Genomic DNA, 18494 nt, shown 5'->3' on the forward strand with positions numbered 1-18494 from the left:
TCGTGGGCGAAACCCCTACCGTAACAGAGGTGGGCGAGCGTCTCTCGCGCACCGTTTCTCTTACTGATGACGTCTCGCGCCTGCGCTATGCCTCGGGCGCGAGACGCGTTTCTTTGGGCAGGCTCGGCCTCGACCGGGTGCGCGATGTCCTTCTCCACGTTCCCAGTCGCTACCTCGACTATACGTCGCGCGTGGACATCGCCCACGCCGACGTGGGCAGCGAGGTCACAGTGGTCGGCACGGTCGACAAGGTGACCCTTAAGCGCCCGCGGCCGCGCATGGCCATCGTCGAGATCTTCCTGCTGGATGACACCGGCGTGATCGAGGTCACGTTCTTCCGCCAGCCTTGGCTCGCCGAGCAGATCAAGCGGGGCGACACCCTGGCCGTCTCGGGCAAGGTTACCTTCGAGTACGGCTTCAAGCGCATGAAGGCGCCGTTCCACGAGCGGCTCGCCTCGGCGGGCGAGAGCACTGATTATGCGCGCATCCTGCCCGTCTATCACGTGTGCGAGGGACTCTCCGTCGCATGGGTGCGCCGCATCGTGTCGTCCGCACTCGAGGACGCGGGCGACGTCTGCGACTTTCTGCCTGCCTCGCTCGTGTGCGAGCGCGGCCTCATGTCGCTCGGTCGCGCCCTGCGCGAGGTGCACTTCCCCTCGTCGCTTGCCGCAAAGGAGCGCGCCCGCCGCCGCTTGGCCTTCGACGAGCTGCTCTGCCTGCAGCTTGCCCTGCGCTGCCGCCAGAACATCCAGCTCGCTGGCGTCGAGCCGCGGGTCCATGTTGTGAACGGCCCGCATGTCGCCGCCCTTCGCGCGGCCTTGCCCTTCTCGCTCACCGACGAGCAGGGACGCGCGGTCGAGGAGATTTTGCGCGACATGGCGTCTGACCAGGTCATGAACCGTCTGCTGCTGGGTGACGTCGGCACGGGCAAGACGGCCGTTGCGGCCTTCGCCCTGGCCGCGGCTGCAGACAGCGGCAGCCAGGCCGCGATGATGGCCCCGACCTCCGTCCTGGCGCGCCAGTACGCCCAGAAGCTGGGCCCGCTGCTGGACGAGGCCGGCGTCAGCTGGGCGCTCATCACAGGTGCCACCGCACCCGCCGAGCGCGAGGCGTCCTGCACGGCCCTGGCTTTGGGCCAGACGACCGTCGTCTTTGGCACCACGGCGGTCCTCTCGGACGACGTCGCCTTCGACAAGCTGAGCGTCGTCGTGATCGACGAGCAGCACCGCTTCGGCGTCGACCAGCGCGCGGCGCTGCGGCGCAAGGGGCCCGGCGCCGACCTTCTTGCAATGACCGCGACGCCCATCCCGCGCACTCTGGCGCTCTCGCTCTACGGCGACGTCCAGCGCTCCGTCATCCGCCATCGTCCCCATCCCGGCGCCGGCGTGCGGACCACCTGCCTCCCGATCGAGCGGCTCGACCTTGCCTACGGGGCCATTCGCGAGGCGGTCGACGCCGGGCGGCAGGCCTACGTCGTCTGCCCCCTGGCGGACGACGCCGACGAGGGAGAAGAGCTGGACGACGTGCCCGAGGCCGAGGTATCGCGCTCCCAGAACGTGCGCTCCGCCGCCTCAAGCCTGCGCGAGCTGTCGAGGGGCGCGCTCAGGGGGCTTCGCCTCGAGCTGCTCACCGGTCGCATGCCCGCTGCCCATAAGGACGAGGTGATGGAGCGGTTCCGCTCCGGTAAGGTCGACGTCCTGGTGAGCACGACCGTGATCGAGGTGGGCGTCGACGTCCCCAACGCGACGGTCATGCTAGTGTATGATGCCGACCGCTTCGGCCTCGCCACGCTTCACCAGCTGCGCGGCCGCGTCGGTCGTGGCGACTGCGAGGGGCAGGTGTTCCTGTCCTGCGCCGCCAAGAAGGGCTCGCCCGCCCGTGAGCGCCTTGCGGCCCTCGAGCGCACGTCGGATGGGTTCGAGCTCGCCGAGCTGGACCTCAGACTGCGCCACGAGGGAGAAGTGCTTGGCTACCGGCAGCATGGCGGCGGTCCTGAGCTGAAGATATCTGACCTGGTGGGCGACGCCGACCTGGTCGAGCTCGCACATGAGGATGCTCTCGAGCTCGCGCGACGCGACCCCGAGCTCGCCTCGGCAGAGCTGCGTCCGCTGGCACGCGAGGTGCAAGACAGGTTTGGCGCTTATTTCGAGGAGGTAGAGCGCACGTGAGGATAGTAGGCGGCAAGTGGAGGGGCCATCCCCTCGAGGCTCCCGAGGGCCGCGACGTGACGCGGCCGACGACCGACAGGACGCGCGAGTCCATCGCGTCGATGGTACTCTCGGCCTTCGGGCTGGACCTTTCGGACGTATCGCTCCTCGACGCCTTCGCCGGCTCAGGTGCTATCGGCCTTGAGCTCCTGTCGCGCGGGGCGGCCTCGGCGACCTTCGTCGACCGCGACCGCGGCGCCGTCGCGCGCGTGCGCAGGAACGCGAAGTCTTTGGGCGCGAGCGTCGCCGAGGCGCACGTCATGTCCGGCGACGTGTTCGGCCTGGCCGAGCGCGGCTCGCTTGCCGGCGCACCCTTCCGGCTTGTGGTGCTCGACCCGCCCTATGCCGTTGATGCCGAACGCGTGAGCTCGCTCGTCGCGAGCCTGGCTGAGCGCGGCATGCTCCGGGAGGGCGCGCTCGTCCTCTACGAGCACGACTCTCACGCGCCGGGGCTGGACGTCGCCGACTTCACCCAGATCAAGGAGAAGAGCCACGGCATCACCACCGTCGAGCTCCTGAGGCGCAATGCCGCCTTGGCCGAGGCCGATGCGTTCGCTGCCGAGGACGCCGCCGTTGACGGCAAGGACGTTGTCGCTGGCCAAGTGGAAGGGGAGGCCGAGAATGGCCGATAGCGTTATCGAGCACGTGGTGGTTCCGGGAACCTTTGACCCGGTGACCTTCGGACACCTGGATGTCATTCGCAGGGCGCGCAGGCTGTTCCCGCGCGTGACCGTGGGCGTAGCGGCCTCGGTGGGAAAGAACGGCGTGGGGCCGACCTTCTCGCTCGACGAGCGCGTGCGCATGCTGCTCGAGGCGCTCGAGCTCGAGGGCATCTCCGAGCGCGTGGACGTACGCCCGTTCAGCGGCCTTCTGGTAGCCTTCTGCCAAGAGGTGGGGGCTGGTGGTGTGGTCAAGGGCCTGCGTGCCATGACGGACTTCGAGTACGAGCTCCAGCAGGCCGACCTCAACAGCCAGCTCGCGCCGCAGATGGAGTCGATCTTCGTCATGTCGAACCCCAAGTACGGCTACGTCTCGTCCTCGATCGTACGCGAGCTTGCATCCCTGGGCTCCGACGTCTCCTTTCTGGTCCCCAAGAACGTTGCGGCCGAGCTTGCCAGGCACTTCTCGGCTTGACGTGGAAAAGGCTGCGGCCAGTCACCGGATTGTTACCGTTGGCGCATGCGTCGTAGGCGTTGTGCGCAGCGTATGGTTTTATCTAGATAAACTGATAGTATTAGCTAGATGCTGGCTTAATACCGTGCGTACGCTGGCAATGCGGTCTGAAAACAAAGCATAGTCGCGGCAAGGCCCGCAAGCTTTACATGAAAGGAGCCCCGTATGCAGCCGGGTGAGGAAATCGAGAGCCTGGTCGGCGAACTCGAGCAGATCGTGAGCGAGGGCAAGACCCCGTTCACGGGTGGTGCCCAGAAGAAGATCGTCGACGCACAGGAGATCTACGAGATTCTCGACGAGATTCGTCGCGTCTTTCCGCAGGAGTTCGCGGATGCCCGTCGCATCGTGAAGGAGGAGAACGAGACGCTCGAGCGTGCCCAGATGCAGGCTGACGCCATCATCGCGGACGCCCAGCAGCAGGCCATGATCCTGGCCGGCGACCAGGAGGTCGTGCGCCTTGCCCAGCAGCAGGCCGATGACATTCGCGACAAGGCCGCCCAGTACGAGCGCGACACCCGCTACAACGCCGAGGAGTATGCTGACACGGTGCTCGCTCACCTCGAGGACAACCTCAAGAGCCTGACCAACTCGGTCTCGCGCGTGCGCCAGACGCTGGACGAGAACTCCGGTCCTCGCAACCAGACCAACAACGTCCCCTGGTAGCGGCCATGCAGAGCGTAATTGCGATACTGGACGAGCGTCTGGCGAACGCCGGCGACACGCTGCCCCTAGCTGGCCATCTGGACGAGAAAGGCTACGACCTCGGTGGTCACCACTTTGACCTGCCCGAGGGGCTCGACTACGATCTGGTCCTCACGAATGCGGGCGAGGGCATCTTGGCAACGGGCATGATTTCGGGCCACGTGGTGGGCACCTGCGACCGCTGCCTCGATCCCGCTGAGTTCGACATCAGTGGCGAGGTGGATGAGTACTTCCTGTTCAAGGAGCCTGACCAGCCGATTGAGCTTGGCGACGACGAGGACGAGGTCGACTACGCTTTGGTTGGGGACGACCACACGATCGACCTGACCGAGGCGCTCGCTTCGGCACTCTTGATGGAGACGCCCTACGTGGTGCTCTGTCGGGAGGACTGCGCGGGCCTCTGCCCGGTCTGTGGCGCCAACCTGAACAAGGAGGACTGCGGTCACGCCGCGCAGATCGAGGCCAGGTGCGAGCAGGACAGGCTCGATGCGAGCCCGTTTGCCGTGCTTAAGAATCTCGAGCTGGGCGACTAGCCCGATCGGGTGCTTGGCCGGACGGGGTGCCTTGGGATCAGGTTGCAGGCACTTCTCTGCAGTTGCGTTTGCGGAGCTTACGTGAGGTTCAAAAAAAGAACTTGGCGTGAAGAGGCACCATTTCGTGCCAGTGCGTCCCCTTGCGTGGTATAGTCTCTTCTTGTGTGTTTATGGAAAGACCGCTCAGGCCTGTAGCCTGGCAATAAGTGAGTCTAAGAGAGGTTCAAGATGGCAGTTCCTAAGCAGAAAAAGGGTCGCGGCGCTACGCACACTCGTCGCTCGGCCAACAGCAAGCTCGCCGCTTCGGCACGCTCCGTTTGCCCCCAGTGCGGTGCTCCTAAGCTTCCGCATCACGTGTGCCCCAACTGTGGCTACTACAAGGACCGCGAGGTCGTTGTCACCGAGTAGTCATCTCGCATCAAGTGGCCTAGGAGGCCGGTCCCTCTGGGGGTCGGTCTCTTTTTTGTTGCGCTGGGGCATTGCGTGCCTTCGTGCAGCCCAGACGGGGAAACTGAGCAAGGGGAGAAGAAATGACAACCATTTGCGTTGACGCCATGGGAGGGGACAGGCCCTCCGAGGTCGTGCTCGAGGGTATCGCCCAGGCCCTGGCCGCCGACGTCGAGCTCGAGGTGCTCGTCGCCGGCAACTCCGAGGTGGTCGAGCCTTTCTGCGCGCAGCACGAGCGCGCGCGTGCGCTGTTGACCACCGAGGTCATCGGTATGGAGGAGCACCCCGTCGATGCTGTACGCAGCAAGAAGGACTCCTCCATCGTGAGGGGTTGCGCCGCCGTGCGCGCCGGTGAGGCCGACGGCTTCTTCTCGGCCGGCTCAACTGGAGCTATCTTCGCTGCCGCCACGCTGGGCATCGGTCGCATCCGCGGCATCAAACGCCCCTGCATTGCCAGCTCCGTTCCCGGCACCAGCGGCCGCCGCACCGTCTTCTGTGACATGGGTGCCAATGCCGACGTCCGTCCCGAGATGATCGTCCAGTTCGCGCGTATGGGCCGCGCATACTCGCGCGTTACGCTGGGAGTCGACGACCCCAAGGTCGCGCTTCTCTCCAACGGCTCCGAGGAGACCAAGGGCTCCGAGGCCGTCGTCGAGCTGCATGGCGTCCTAGCCGAGGCTGCGGCCTCCGAGGGTTGGTTCGTTGGCAATGCCGAGGGCACCGACATCCTTGCGGGCAACTTCGACGTCATCGTGACCGACGGGTTCACGGGCAACGTGGCCGTCAAGACCCTCGAGGGAACCGCGAAGTTCATTATGGGCGAGCTGAAGAAGGCCGTTAACGCCTCGCCCAAGGCGGCGTTGGGCTCACTGCTGCTCAAGAGCTCCCTCAAGGAGATTGCGGCGGGACTCTCGGGTGATGCCTACGGTGGCGCGATGCTTCTGGGCGTCAAGTCGCCGGTGATTATCGGCCATGGTGCCACCTCTGCTGAGGCCGTCAAGAACGCCACGCTGGTGTGTGCCTCTGCCGTTAGGGGTGAGCTTGTGAACAAAATCGCGCTCGACGTTGCTGGCGCGTAGCAGCCGCGACCAACAGGGTACAATTACAGAGACTGTTACTCTTGCGCGGAGGGTCGAACCTCCGCGCGTTTGTTTGGAAAAGGAACGATGCATGGAGCGTAGCGAGATTTTTGCCAAGGTCGCCGAGGCCATCAAGGAGACCATGGGTGACGACAGCCTTGAGATCAGCGAGGCGAGCACCCTCAAGGATCTGGGCGCCGACTCGTTCGACCAGCTCGAGATCATGGTCGCCCTCGAGGAGGCCTTCGATATCACCCTGGAGGACGCCGCCGAGGACATGTCTTCCGTCGAGACTGTCGGCCAGACCGTCGACATCGTCTCCTCCCAGCTCTAAGGGGCGACGCTCGTTGAAGCTCTTCCAAAGAATCAAGCGGATCGAGGAGATCGTCTCCTACGAGTTCAAGAACAAGGACCTCATCACCAGCGCCATCACGCACCCCTCTGCCGTTGAGGGCAAGCCCGTCTCCGCGTCCTACGAGCGCCTGGAGTTCCTGGGCGACTCCATCTTGGGCGCCATGGTCGCGACCGACCTGTTCGAGCAGTTCCCCTCGATGGACGAGGGCAAGCTGACGCGCATGAAGATCAGCCTGGTCAGCGGCAAGACGCTTTCCGAGGTTGCTGGCAAGCTGGGCATTGGCGAGCTGATCGTGTTCGGCGAGTCCGAGAAGGGCACGGGTGCCCGCGGCATGCACTCCGCACTCGAGAACGTCTACGAGTCCGTGGTCGGCGCGCTCTACCTAGACGCCGGCTTCGAGGTCACGCACGAGTTCGTGCGTAAGACGCTCACGCCGTACATGTCTCCCAAGCTGGCCGAGCGTCCGCTCTCGCCCAAGTCGCGCATTCAGGAGGTCACCCAGCGCGACTTCCGCTGCGCGCCCGTCTATAAGCTGGTCGGCGAAGAGGGTCCTGCCCACAAGCCCACGTTCGTCTCGGTCGTCCTCATTGACGGACGCCGCGTCGGTCGCGGCAAGGGCTCCAGCAAGAAGGAGTCCGAGTCTGCCGCCGCCCTCGACGCGCTCGAGCGCCTGGGCTACCTCGACCAGGCTGACGGTGGCATGCCCAAGCAGGCCAAGAGCGTTTTCAAGAACGCCGACGTGGAAGACGCGTCGTAGAAAGGTATAGGTCCACGTGTATCTGAAGTCGCTCACGCTCAAGGGTTTCAAGTCGTTCGCCGACAAAACCCAGATGGTGTTCGACCCCGGCCTGACGGTCGTGGTCGGGCCCAATGGCAGCGGCAAGTCCAACATCTCCGACTCCATCCTGTGGGTCCTGGGCGAACAGAGCGCCAAGATGCTGCGCGGCCAGGCGATGGAGGACGTGATCTTCTCGGGCTCATCTGGCCGTCAAGCTGTGGGCCTCGCCGAGGTCACGCTAGTGCTGGACAACAGCGACCGGACCATTCCCATTGACTTCTCCGAGGTCGCCGTGACCAGGCGCATGTATCGCTCGGGCGAGTCGGAGTACCTTATCAACGGCTCTCCCGCGCGCCTGAGGGACATCACCGACATCCTTCACGACTCCGGCCTGGGCAAAGACACGCACTCGATCATCAGCCAGGGCAAGCTCGACTCCATCCTGGCGAGCCGCCCCGAGGAGCGCCGCGAGCTGGTCGAGGAGGCAGCTGGCATCTCGAAGCACCGTCGCCGCAAGGAGCGCTCCGAGCGCAAGCTCAAGGCGATGCAAGACAACCTCACGCGCGCCAAGGACATCCAGAAGGAGATCAACCGCCAGCTCAAGCCGCTCGAGCGCCAGGTCGACAAGGCCCGTCAGCATCGCGAGCTCACCAACCAGCTTTCCGAGCTCACCACCACGCTGGCCGTCGACGACCTTCGCCAGTTGCAGCTGCGCTATCGCTCGCTGAGCGAGCGTGGCCGCGAGGCTGATGCCGCCATCGAGCTCGCCCAGTACCGTCTGGACGAAAAGAACAAGGACCTCGAAAAGTACCAGTCCCTTCTGGAGCAAAAGGGAATCTTCGTGGGAGACCTTGGGGAGCAACGTCGTCGCATGCAGGACCTTCTTGGTCGCATGGACTCTGACATGCGCCTTCTGGAGGAGAAGGGCAAGAACATGGTTTCTCGCCTTTCCGAGATGCGCATGAACCTCTCCGCCATGGAGCGCCAGGCCAAGGAGGCTGCGGCCGAGCACGAGAAGGTCGACGCTGAGTACCAGGCGGTCAAGGTCGAGGCCAGCGACCTGCAGCAGAAGGTCAACGAGCTTGGTCCTGCGGCAAAGGAGGCCTCTGAGCGCCGGCGCAGGCTGGGCTCCAAGGTCGCCCAGTTGACTGCTGACATGCGCGCGAGCCAGCGCACCGCCGACGCCGAGACGCTCTCCTTCGCGAAGTTGCGCGACCAGATCTCGAACGCAGAGGTCGAGGACCAGATGTTCGAGAGTCGCCTGAAGCAGATCGCCGACACCATGGCGACCGCCCAGGAGGCGATAGACGAGCGCAGGTCCCAGAAGCAGAAGGTCGAGGAGGAGCTCGAGGCCGCGCGCAAGGTCGACGAAGAGTCGGCCGAGACGATTCGCTCGTGCAAGGACGCCGTGCGCGCCGCCCGCTCCCAGGAGGGCGACGCCCGCGGCAAGCTCTCGGGTGCCCGTGCAACCCTCTCTGCCCTCGAGTCCGTCGACGCCCAGACCGAGAATGCTTCCGCGCTTGTCGCGCGACTTGCGAGCGATGTCGCTGACGGTATCAGCTGCCGCGTGGCTGACCTGGTCGAGGCTCCTGCCGAACTCGAAGGCATCGTCGAGTCCCTGCTGGGGGAGGACCTGAGCGCCCTCGTTGCCAAGGACGTCGACGGGGCCATTCTTCTTGCAGAACGCGCTTTGGGTTATAACGTAAAAGGCAAGGCTACCATCGTCTCGCTCTCCACGAGCTCTGTGCCTGCGGCGGGGGATGCCCCCGGTCGCTCGCTTGAGGGGGAGCTTAAGGTCAAGGCGGGTGCCGAATCGTTGGTCAAGGCCCTTCTCGGCGATGTCCGCATCGTCGACGACGTGCGCGAGGCGATCCTCGCGCACGAGAAGGTGCCCGGCTTCACCTATGTGACGGCCAGCGGCGTGACCGTTCTGCCGGACGGGCGCACCACCGTGGGCATGGCGTCGACCGCCGAGCAGGGAGCCCTTGAGCGTAAGCGTCGCATCCGTGCACTCCAGGGTGGCATGAAGGAGCTTGAGGATGCGCTCGAGTCCGCGACCTCGGCCATCGCCGCCGCCGAGTGCGCGCTGGCCGCCGCGCGCGACAAGAGCGCCCACGCCAAGGGCGAGGTTGCGCGCCTGAACGGCGAGCTCTCCTCGACGACCAGCGAGATTGGTCGACTCGAGGCTCAGCTCAGGCAGGCGAGTTCCGAGCAGGCTCAGGTCACCAAGAGTCGCGCCGCAGCTGCGGAGCGCGCGGCCAAGGCACGCGAGGAGGTCGAGCGTCACAAGAAGGCCGCCGATGAAGCCGAGCGTCGCACAACCGAGCTGTCCCACCAGCTCGAGGAGGTCCAGGGCGAGCGCCAGAGCGCCTCGCGCGAGGAGAACAACTGCGAGGCGAAGCTATCCGACGCGAAGCTCAAGCTCGCGACCGTTTCCGAGCGCCGCAACCACCTTGCGGTGCGCGAGGAGGAGCTCAGACGCCAGGTCGCCGACCTCGAGAGGCGTCGTGCCCAGACCGAGTCGTCATCCCACGCTCTCGACGTTCTTCGCTTGAGGGTGGAGCCGCTGCACGAGCGCTACGACGCCATCCACGAGCGTGCCCTTGCCTGGGCGGCTCGCCTGCGAGACCGCGCATCGCTCGCCGAGGCGGACTCCGACTCGCTTAAGAAGACCATCGGCGACGCCCGCGGGGCGGTCAACAAGGCCTCGGCCGAGCTCGAGAGCGCAAAGTCCCTCGCCAACGACGTCAAGGTCGAGGTCGGAAAGCTCGAGGTCCAGGTCGAGAACGCAATCGCGGCCATCACGCAGGACGGCTACGTCCTGGAGGACGCCCTCAACCTGCCGGCTCCCGAGGACCGCGTTGCCATGGAGCGCACGGTGTCGCGCCTCAAGCGCGAGATTGAGAACATCGGTCCCGTCAACGAGGTTGCCATGGACGAGTATCTGACCCTCAAGCAGCGCGCCGACTACATTTCGGAGCAGGTTGAGGATCTCGAGGTCGCGCGCAAGTCGCTGCGGAAGATTACGGCAGCCATCGAGCGCAAGATGCGCAGGCAGTTCCTGGTCATCTTCGATGCGGTGAACGCGAACTTCTCTCAGATCTTTGGCTTGTTGTTCCCCGGAGGGCAGGCACACCTCGAGATGACCGATCCCGACCACCTGGACGAGACCGGCGTCGAGATCATCGCTCAACCGCGCGGCAAGAAGATCACCAAGATGACGCTCATGAGCGGTGGCGAGAAGTCGCTCACCGCACTGGCGCTTCTGTTTGCCGTCTACCGCACGCGCACGGTTCCGTTCTACGTGTTCGATGAGGTCGAGGCCGCGCTTGACGACTCGAACCTCTCCAAGCTGCTTGACGCCATCGAGGCTCTCAAGGACACCACGCAGCTGATTGTCATTTCTCACCAGAGGCGCACCATGGAGGAGGCCGACGTGCTGTACGGCGTATCCATGCAGGCAGACGGCGTGAGCCACGTCGTGAGCCAGCGCCTGGACAAGGCTACCGGAAAGGTGGTTGAAGCATAATGGGTATGTTCGATCGACTCAAAGAGGGGCTCTCTCGCTCGCGACAGGCGCTGAACGAGGTCTTCTACATGGGCGGCGAGGTCGACGAGGACTTCTGGGAGGACCTCGAAGACCGTCTGGTCATGGGTGACATGGGCGCCGAGGTTGCCATGCAGGTGACCGACGACCTGCGCGAGCAGGCTGCGCGCGACGGGCTCACTACGGCACCGAAGCTGCGGGAGGCCCTGGTGGCGCGCCTTTCCCGAGAATTCGCAACTGCCGAGCGCGACCCGTTCGACGATACGCCCTCCTGCGTCCTGTTTGTGGGTATCAATGGTGCGGGCAAGACGACTACCTGCGGAAAGCTTGCCGGCAAGGCAAAGGATGCGGGCAAGGTGTGCATCCTGGGCGCCGCAGACACGTTCCGCGCCGCCGCCATCGAGCAGCTCGAGGTCTGGGGCGAGCGCTCGGACACGCAGGTCATCACGCGCGAGCGCGGCGTCGATCCTGCGAGCGTCTGCTATGAAGTTATCCAGCAGGCCGAGAAGGACTCGGCCGACCTTGTCCTGATCGATACCGCAGGGCGCCTTCATACTAGTCCCGAGCTCATGCGCGAGCTCGCGAAGGTCGTCAAGGTGACCCGAAAGCGCGCGAACATGCCCGTCTCGGTTGTTCTGGTCATCGACGCCACTACCGGACAGAACGGGTTGAACCAGGCCAAGGAGTTCAACGATGCCCTTGAACTCGACGGCATCATCGTGACCAAGCTTGACGGCACCGCCAAGGGCGGCATTGCCGTCGCAATCTCGCACGACCTCAACCTGCCCATCTATCGCATCGGTGTGGGCGAGGGGCTCGACGACCTTCAAACCTTTGATGCCACGTCCTTCTCGCGCGCGCTCGTCGGCGAGGAATAGTCGACGGGGGATAGGAGTTTTCAATGTTCAACAGTCTTTCCGACCGCCTCAATTCGACCTTTGACAAGCTGCGCGGCAAGGGTCGCTTGACCGAGGATGACATCAATGCGGCCATGCGCGAGATTCGCATGGCGCTGCTTGAGGCCGACGTAAACTATCGCGTGGTTAAGGGCTTCGTGGCGGAGTGCAAGGAGAAGTGCATGACCGCCGAGGTCCTGGACTCGCTCACTCCTGCTCAGAACGTCGTGCGCATCGTGCTCGATCAGCTGACCAAGCTGCTTGGCACCACCGAGTCACGTCTGACGCTCGCGCAGAACCGAACCCCTAACGTTGTCATGCTCGTCGGTCTGCAGGGTTCCGGTAAGACAACCGCCGCATCCAAGCTTGCTTACCTGTTGAAGAAGCAGGGTCACAGTCCGCTGCTTGCCGCATGTGACGTTCATCGTCCCGCCGCTGCCGATCAGCTCGAGACGCTGGGTGGTGAGATCGGCGTGCCCGTGTTTCGTGGTGACGGAAAGGATGCGGTCGCCGTGGCCAAGGGCGGCATCCAGGATGCCGTCGACCGACTGTGTGACATCGTCATCGTTGATACCGCCGGTCGTCTCCAAGTTGACGAGGAGATGATGCAGGAGGCTGTCGACATCAAGAATGTCGTCAAGCCCGATCAGATTCTGATGGTCGTCGATGCGATGACCGGTCAGGACATCGTCAACGTCGTCACTGAGTTCGCGAACCGCGTCGACTTCGACGGCGTCATCATGTCCAAGCTTGACGGCGACGCCCGTGGCGGTGGCGCGCTTTCTGTTCGCGAGGTCACCGGCAAGCCCATCAAGTACGTCTCCATGGGCGAGAAACCCGATTCGCTTGAGGTGTTTCATCCCGACCGCATGGCCAAGCGCATCCTTGGCATGGGTGACGTGTACGGTATCATCGAGCAGGCCCAACAGGCAGCTGACCAGCAGAACATCGAGAGTGCCGAGCGTATGCTGCGCGAGGGATTCACTATGGATGACATGCTTGAGCAGATGCAGCAGGTCAGGAAGATGGGCGGCCTCAAAAAGATGATTGGCATGCTTCCCGGTGGTGATCGCATGCTTGCCCAAGCCGGTGGCAACATGGATGACTCCCAGATTACGCGTATCGAGTCGATGATCTATTCGATGACGAAGGAGGAACGCCTCAAGCCGAAGAAGATTAATGGCCAGCGTCGCAAGCGCATCGCCAGGGGCTCCGGTCGCTCTGTCCAGGAAGTTAACCAGCTGCTCAAGCAGTGGGGCGAGATGAACAAGATGATGGGCAAGATGAGGCAGATGGCCAATGAGGGCGCAAGCTCCAAGAAGGCTCGTCGCCAGATGAAGAACATGATGCGAGGCTTCGGGGGAGCGAACGGATTGGATTTGAACCAGATTTCCAACAGCTTCGGCAAGGGCATGAAGTTTTAGCACTTCTCGTCAAAAACTGGCATCTAACTGCTGTTTTAAACTTTCTACCCAAGTTCATTTTTATATAACCGAAGGAGAAGCCCGACTTAACCCAATGGTCTTCTCCTTCTTATCATCTGCGAAAGACCTGCGGTGATAGGGGAGACTGACCAGTCGTTGTTCACTTCGCAGGGGGGTATCCTGTCGATTTCTATCTTTTCGTTATAACGTAACTATGCCAGCCATATTCTCCGACTCATGCTTTACGTTATAACGTAAATGGGAATTGAACTGTGTTTAGATAGTGATTTGTAGGCCAGACTATAAATTATGTAAAGTTCAACAAAGTAATAGTTGTATCTACAAAATTATGTAAAGTAGATGTTATCGTCACAACTTCTGAGGTAGGAGATGGGACACTCTGTACATCCTCTTTCCGTTTTCTCGCTCTCGGTACCTTTGTATTGCTTGCTCGCTGTGAGCTCATAGTCTTTTGTTGCACCATGTTCTAGTTTGTGGCTTGCTTTTTCGATAAAACCCTCAAGTACAATCAGTCTGCGTCTCCAGGAACGGGACCGGAGACGCAGACTGATTGTGGCGTTAATTCATTGCATTCTCTAATAATGCGCTTACTGGTCATTTACCTGCGGTTTTATATTTCTACCTCGCGCTTGGCGGTTCGTTATGCTGGCAATTATCTTTGTCGATCTAATATTTATGCCTGTCTACCTGCGGAAATCCATTGTAAAGTATTTGAAGCCCTGAGAGCCTGTATTTAGCCCTAGAATTTTGAAAATGGGTATTTATACGTGGTATTTGAAACCCGAATCGAGCCTAAAATCGAGCGCTGCTTCGATTCTAGCCATTGTCCTTAGCGTCATGTTCTGCTTTCCATTAATGATGAGCGATATCTGGCCGATTCCAATCCCCGTGGCGAACGACAACTCGTTTTGATTCATGCCCAGCTCTTTCATTCGAGCCCTGATTGAGTCCGATATTGCTATCTTGTGCTCCCATTCCAGCAGCAGTGCCCTACTTGCAATCACCTTATGACTCTGCCGCTTTGAAAGTTTTGCATTCTCTATCGCTATTCGGGCCGTCTTTATCACGTTTTCGGTTTGCCGAATGAGATTCTCCCATTCCTTGTCTCCGAGGTTCTGTCGGGCCTTATCGCTTTCTAGGGTCTCGACCTCACTCTTCAGCTTCTCAATGCTTGCGCTAATGAGATCATTCTTCTCGGGCTTTGTCTTACTGGTACGATTGCCCTCGTTCTCTTCCGTCGTGTCAATCGAATTTTCTGTTTCATTAGCTATTTCTGCTCTAACGGAAATTTCGGCTATATCACAATTACATTCCTTCTCACTGGTTTTCTCGACGGAGGCGTTCGTATCATCGCCTATCCTCATGTCAGTCTGTGCCTGCTCCCGACTATCGTCTTTTGTCGTAGTATCAACCGCTTCTTCGGTGCGCGTTGGCGCGCCCTCCCTGCTGTCTGATTGACCTGTGTGCTGTTTGGTGAAAACCGCGTCTTGTGATAATCCCAAATGTGGCGTAGTCTCCTTTGACTGTGTTGCAGACATTTTGTCAGACGTTCTCTCGTTCATTTGGGTCTCCCATCCACTAGCTGAGAAGGACATGGTGCCGTAGCTCCTGGTTGTATTTTCACAGCTAATTGAGCCACTGATGGCTCATCATTCAATCGTCCTGGTCTGACTCCCTGGCCTTCCATGACTGACGGATTGTCGATTCGACTGTAGGTTTTGGTTTTGGCTTACAAATATAGATCGCTATTTCTCAATTTTTGTTATAACAGATTTTTGTTTAAACGTAACGCCCATCCTCTCCTGGGGTGGTTTAATGGTTGGTCTATGCTGACCTTTGGTCATTCTGTTGTTGGAATCATTTGTGATGGTCGAATCCGTGGTTCAATATCATTATTCGCATTGATGAATGATTAGTTCAATTGAACATCGCAGGTCAGGAAGGTCATATGAGTCCAGATATTTCTGGCGACTATTATCATTTGACCAATGGTGATGACGAATGGGGTCAATTGCTTATCGCACGACATCATCTCTGCATACCGGTTGTCTGATGCCCCTCTCCGTATATACCTTTTCGACATGGCCTTTTGCCTTGGTGGCGAGAGTGCTTTTTTGATATTGCTTGGGTGATGTTATTTGCTACGAGAGAGTCTAGAGATCTGCCAGCTCTCTCATCGTTGCTTTGCGATCGTTTCCGGCGAGTCCCTGAGAGCCGATATTTGGCATTAAAAATTCTTCTTTGGGCTTCTGCACCTTGCGCATACATAGCATTTTTTCTCAGTCGCATTTATGGCGCAGCTTAACGGGGTGCTTGCATTTGATTATGGTATGCCTGAGCCAACAAGGCCCGCTACAGGACTTCTATCCTAGTCTGGCTTTTCCTCCTCTCCCCCTAATCGATCTCTGCTTCTCTAGGACGAAGTGTCATCTTGTCTTGCATTTCACATTGCTAGCAAAGCGTAAGGATGCGATAAATCGTGCTAGCAGACTAACAATTTCACCTACTTTCGATTGGTTACTGTCCGCGAACAGCTGAAATACCATCCGTCCAATGACGTGTGAAGGTGTTCTGCAGCTGCTACCTGCTATAAGTAGCCGAATATAGCTTGATTTTCTAGCTGTAGCCGATATATTTGATTTACAGGTCAATGATTGTGTCTATTAAGGTGGTTGCCATGTCAGACAAAGTGAAACAGGCGAACTTTCGTCTTCCGCTGCAATACGTCGACATGATCGATAAGTATTCTTCTGACAATGGCGTCACCAAAGCCGTGGCGATTGAGCATGCGCTGGATGCTCTCTACTCGTCAGGTCTTAACTCTTCTGCCGATGTCGAAGACACTTCCCGGAAGATTTCAGAGCTTGAGGAGAAGCTGCGTGACGCCCTTACGACAAAAGACTCTCTGGAGAAGGAAAAGAGGGGCCTTCAGAAGCTGATTGACGAGGCTGGCTCAGCTGATGACTCCGAGCTCCGTGACGCACTGAGGCGCGCAGAGGATGCTGAGGCCGCACGTGATGACGCGGAGTCTCGCGCACGCTTCGCAATGGAGGAGAAGGATGCCTCCCTGGCTGAACTCAACAAAGCCAAGGGTGACCTGAGTGATGCCTTGAGTCGACTTGATGACCTGGAGAAGGCACTTCAAGAAGCCGAGGCTAAGGTAACAAAACTTGAACGTGAGTTGGATGAGGCAAAAAAGGCAGGGGATTGCGAGCGCGAGCTTGAACAAGCACAAAAGGAGCTTGCTGATCTTCGCAGGGCTCTTGCTGACAACGAGAGCGCGCGTGCTGAGCTTGAAAGGAAGCTTCGGTTGGCCGCGGAGGATTCTTCTTCCAAAGACGAGCGAATATCTTCTCTTAAAGATCAGCTGTCTGCGGCAAATGCCACAACGGCGGCAGCCAAGGCTACAGCCGAGAGCGTTAAGGCTATAGCGCTTGACCCTGACGTTCCGTCTGACGAGAATTCCCAGCGTGCGCTTACAATGCTCAACATGCTAACTGAGGTTATGGGTGCATTTCAGCAACAGGTTGCTGATGCCCGAGCGATTGGCGAACAAGAGGGTAGGGCGGCCGTCAAGAACGAGATGGACGTCATGGTCAAGAAGGCCCACAATGAGGGATATGAAGAGGCTCTCGAGTATATCGACTCAAGAGTTACCGACGCGCATTCCTTAGGTGCCCGCGAGGAGAGAGCAAAGATTGCGAACATGAGGTTCTTCCAGAGACTTCATTATCTTCGCGTTCATGTCGCCTAGAATTCTTTTTCAGCCATTAAATTGGTCGTCTGGTCTTTTGGTCAGACGATCTTTTTTGTTGTTGAAGTATGTAGGTAGCTTATGCTCCGCTAGGTGTGGACGGGCGTTATTTTGGGGTGAGTGGATGACCTGCAGATTTTTTTATGCAGCAACTATTTCAATTACCACAAGCTACCTGCCATTTCTTACTTTTCTCTCAAAACGAGCTGAATGCAAATTAAAAAGCAGCTGTAAGAATGCTGTTAGTTTGATAACATTACTATGATTAGTATTACGATATGTGTGTAAATGTGTAACATTCGCCTTCGATCCTCGAGGGCAAAGCCACAGAAACGCAGCCTATTCGCTCCATCAACGTGACCACAGCTTCCGGTTTGGTCCTTTGAACCGGATTCGTAAAGCGCTCGACGATGTTCGAGCCGATTAGGGAGTTACGGTTATGGGTAAGCAGCAGATTGCCATGAACGGGTCGCTCGCCATCAACGGCTACAGCTTCAACGCCCAGGCAAAGGCATGCACAATGGACTTAAGGGGACAGGGTGTCACCACCCTTATGCGTATTTTCGCTGCTGCGCTTGTTGTTCTTACCCTTCTTGTTATTAATCCTCTTGCTGCTTTTGCTGATGAGGCGGCTGGGTCCGCTGACGGATCTGTGGCTCCGACCGAGCAGCAGGTGATAGCTAGCAATGATGCTAGCTATCAGCAATCAGATAGCGGTTATACTTCTGAACCCCCAACTACTCAAATAGCACTGCAAGGTAGCTATTCGGCTCCGGAGCCCTCAGCTAGCTATCCAGCTAGCAATAGTCCAACAGAAGCTAGCGCTCAAGTCGACACTGCTAGCACAGCGACCCCCGAATCTGACAATTCGGGGGTCGCTTCATCTTCTGAAGGAGAAGAAGGCGAGAATTCTGACGATTCTGACCCAGCAATAGCTAATGCTTCTACCAATTCTTACGCTAATGCTAGCGCTGATAGCAACGATACGACGGTCGAATCTTCGGGTTCGACCGTCGCTGCTCCCGGCACCTCGAGCGATGCTAGCACCATCAATCACATTGATAGCAATGCCGGCTCTTCTCATGGCAATGTGACTGCTGGTGCCAGCGACAACGTCTCTGCTAGCGGCCAGCTTTCACAGTCTCCTGTAACTGATTCTGTGGTTGATAGCAATGCTGCTACCAGTGACTATGCTTCTATTGCTAGCACTGTTGCCCATGCGACTTCTTCTGGTGCTATCCTCAATCGTGCGGATGGTGCCATCACCCTCCACCTCCTCAACAACGGCTACTCCGTCTTCGACTCCTCCGAGGCGTACATCGGCGGCGACGGCGTCAGCGACTTCACCGTCACCGTCACCGCCGCCGACGGCGCCCTGCCCATGTTCTACAGGAACCAGTTCTCCGCCAGCGGCTGGACGAACGATGACCTCACCAACGAGGGGGTCGTCATCCTGCCCGGCGACGACTCCATGCCCATCCAGGACCTCATCGACGCCGGGGTGACCGACCTCTACGTTGAGTGGACCTCCGTCCCGGTCGGCGTCTACTACCAGTCCAACAGGTCCGCGGGCTTCAT

The 18494-nt window shown here is 59.7% G+C and carries 15 protein-coding genes; 14 read left to right on the forward strand and 1 reads right to left on the reverse strand.

Features of this window, described 5'->3' with window-relative positions; all coding sequences use genetic code 11:
• The first annotated feature begins 2 nt into the window (after nucleotides 1-2).
• From recG to ffh, 12 genes are all read left to right on the forward strand, one after another.
• Entirely contained in the window at nucleotides 3-2168 is a 2166-nt protein-coding gene (gene recG, locus BMY31_RS02630) for an ATP-dependent DNA helicase RecG (RefSeq protein WP_091007989.1), read from the forward strand.
• Nucleotides 2165-2839: a 16S rRNA (guanine(966)-N(2))-methyltransferase RsmD gene (gene rsmD / locus BMY31_RS02635; protein WP_078687874.1), complete on the forward strand. Its 675-nt coding sequence runs from the start codon at nucleotides 2165-2167 to the stop codon at nucleotides 2837-2839. The genes recG and rsmD overlap by 4 nt, the downstream gene beginning before the upstream one ends.
• Complete coding sequence (gene coaD, locus BMY31_RS02640) at nucleotides 2829-3341, forward strand: pantetheine-phosphate adenylyltransferase (protein WP_078687875.1); 513 nt, start codon at nucleotides 2829-2831, stop codon at nucleotides 3339-3341. The genes rsmD and coaD overlap by 11 nt, the downstream gene beginning before the upstream one ends.
• 204 nt (nucleotides 3342-3545) lie before the next feature.
• The gene (locus BMY31_RS02645; protein WP_078687876.1) at nucleotides 3546-4043 is read left to right on the forward strand and encodes an ATPase; all 498 of its coding nucleotides are present in this window, start codon (nucleotides 3546-3548) and stop codon (nucleotides 4041-4043) included.
• Nucleotides 4044-4048: 5 nt separating this feature from the next.
• Nucleotides 4049-4615, forward strand: coding sequence for a YceD family protein (locus BMY31_RS02650; RefSeq protein ID WP_091007991.1), 567 nt, complete (start codon nucleotides 4049-4051; stop codon nucleotides 4613-4615).
• Between the two features lie 228 nt (nucleotides 4616-4843).
• Entirely contained in the window at nucleotides 4844-5023 is a 180-nt protein-coding gene (gene rpmF, locus BMY31_RS02655) for a 50S ribosomal protein L32 (RefSeq protein ID WP_013251914.1), read from the forward strand.
• A 122-nt stretch (nucleotides 5024-5145) separates the two neighbouring features.
• Nucleotides 5146-6141 carry a phosphate acyltransferase PlsX gene (gene plsX / locus BMY31_RS02660; RefSeq protein ID WP_091007994.1) on the forward strand — a complete coding sequence of 332 codons (996 nt, stop codon included), beginning with the start codon at nucleotides 5146-5148 and terminating at the stop codon, nucleotides 6139-6141.
• A 91-nt stretch (nucleotides 6142-6232) separates the two neighbouring features.
• Nucleotides 6233-6475, forward strand: coding sequence for a phosphopantetheine-binding protein (locus tag BMY31_RS02665; RefSeq protein ID WP_091007998.1), 243 nt, complete (start codon nucleotides 6233-6235; stop codon nucleotides 6473-6475).
• 13 nt (nucleotides 6476-6488) lie between these two features.
• Nucleotides 6489-7253, forward strand: coding sequence for a ribonuclease III (gene rnc, locus BMY31_RS02670; RefSeq protein WP_078687880.1), 765 nt, complete (start codon nucleotides 6489-6491; stop codon nucleotides 7251-7253).
• 16 nt (nucleotides 7254-7269) lie between these two features.
• On the forward strand, nucleotides 7270-10803 hold the full coding sequence (gene smc / locus BMY31_RS02675) for a chromosome segregation protein SMC (RefSeq protein ID WP_091008001.1): 3534 nt from the start codon (nucleotides 7270-7272) through the stop codon (nucleotides 10801-10803).
• Nucleotides 10803-11699, forward strand: a complete 897-nt coding sequence (ftsY, locus tag BMY31_RS02680) for a signal recognition particle-docking protein FtsY (protein ID WP_078687882.1) — start codon at nucleotides 10803-10805, stop codon at nucleotides 11697-11699. The genes smc and ftsY overlap by 1 nt, the downstream gene beginning before the upstream one ends.
• Nucleotides 11700-11722: 23 nt before the next feature.
• A complete protein-coding gene (ffh, locus tag BMY31_RS02685; protein WP_078687883.1) occupies nucleotides 11723-13141 on the forward strand; it encodes a signal recognition particle protein in 1419 nt (472 codons plus the stop codon).
• 782 nt (nucleotides 13142-13923) lie between these two features.
• Here ffh and BMY31_RS02690 read toward each other — a convergent pair.
• Nucleotides 13924-14724 (reverse strand): helix-turn-helix domain-containing protein, encoded by an 801-nt coding sequence (locus tag BMY31_RS02690; RefSeq protein WP_180371335.1) that lies wholly within the window; start codon nucleotides 14722-14724, stop codon nucleotides 13924-13926.
• 1115 nt (nucleotides 14725-15839) lie between these two features.
• Here BMY31_RS02690 and BMY31_RS02695 point away from each other — a divergent pair.
• Entirely contained in the window at nucleotides 15840-16916 is a 1077-nt protein-coding gene (locus BMY31_RS02695) for a hypothetical protein (protein WP_091008006.1), read from the forward strand.
• 1159 nt (nucleotides 16917-18075) lie between these two features.
• Nucleotides 18076-18494 (forward strand): hypothetical protein (locus tag BMY31_RS02700; RefSeq protein ID WP_143802921.1); only part of this gene is annotated, 419 nt, incomplete at its 3' end.

This window comes from Parafannyhessea umbonata (genome assembly GCF_900111255.1).
Taxonomy (GTDB): domain Bacteria; phylum Actinomycetota; class Coriobacteriia; order Coriobacteriales; family Atopobiaceae; genus Olsenella_J; species Olsenella_J umbonata_A.

Bases quoted from the DNA above. Each gene is read 5' to 3' on its own strand.
- coaD (WP_078687875.1), top strand. From the start codon at position 2,829: ATGGCCGATAGCGTTATCGAGCACGTGGTGGTTCCGGGAACCTTTGAC.
- rpmF (WP_013251914.1), top strand. From the start codon at position 4,844: ATGGCAGTTCCTAAGCAGAAAAAGGGTCGCGGCGCTACGCACACTCGT.
- plsX (WP_091007994.1), top strand. From the start codon at position 5,146: ATGACAACCATTTGCGTTGACGCCATGGGAGGGGACAGGCCCTCCGAG.
- BMY31_RS02690 (WP_180371335.1), bottom strand. From the start codon at position 14,724: ATGAACGAGAGAACGTCTGACAAAATGTCTGCAACACAGTCAAAGGAG.
- BMY31_RS02695 (WP_091008006.1), top strand. From the start codon at position 15,840: ATGTCAGACAAAGTGAAACAGGCGAACTTTCGTCTTCCGCTGCAATAC.
- BMY31_RS02645 (WP_078687876.1), top strand. From the start codon at position 3,546: ATGCAGCCGGGTGAGGAAATCGAGAGCCTGGTCGGCGAACTCGAGCAG.
- ftsY (WP_078687882.1), top strand. From the start codon at position 10,803: ATGGGTATGTTCGATCGACTCAAAGAGGGGCTCTCTCGCTCGCGACAG.
- BMY31_RS02665 (WP_091007998.1), top strand. From the start codon at position 6,233: ATGGAGCGTAGCGAGATTTTTGCCAAGGTCGCCGAGGCCATCAAGGAG.
- BMY31_RS02650 (WP_091007991.1), top strand. From the start codon at position 4,049: ATGCAGAGCGTAATTGCGATACTGGACGAGCGTCTGGCGAACGCCGGC.
- ffh (WP_078687883.1), top strand. From the start codon at position 11,723: ATGTTCAACAGTCTTTCCGACCGCCTCAATTCGACCTTTGACAAGCTG.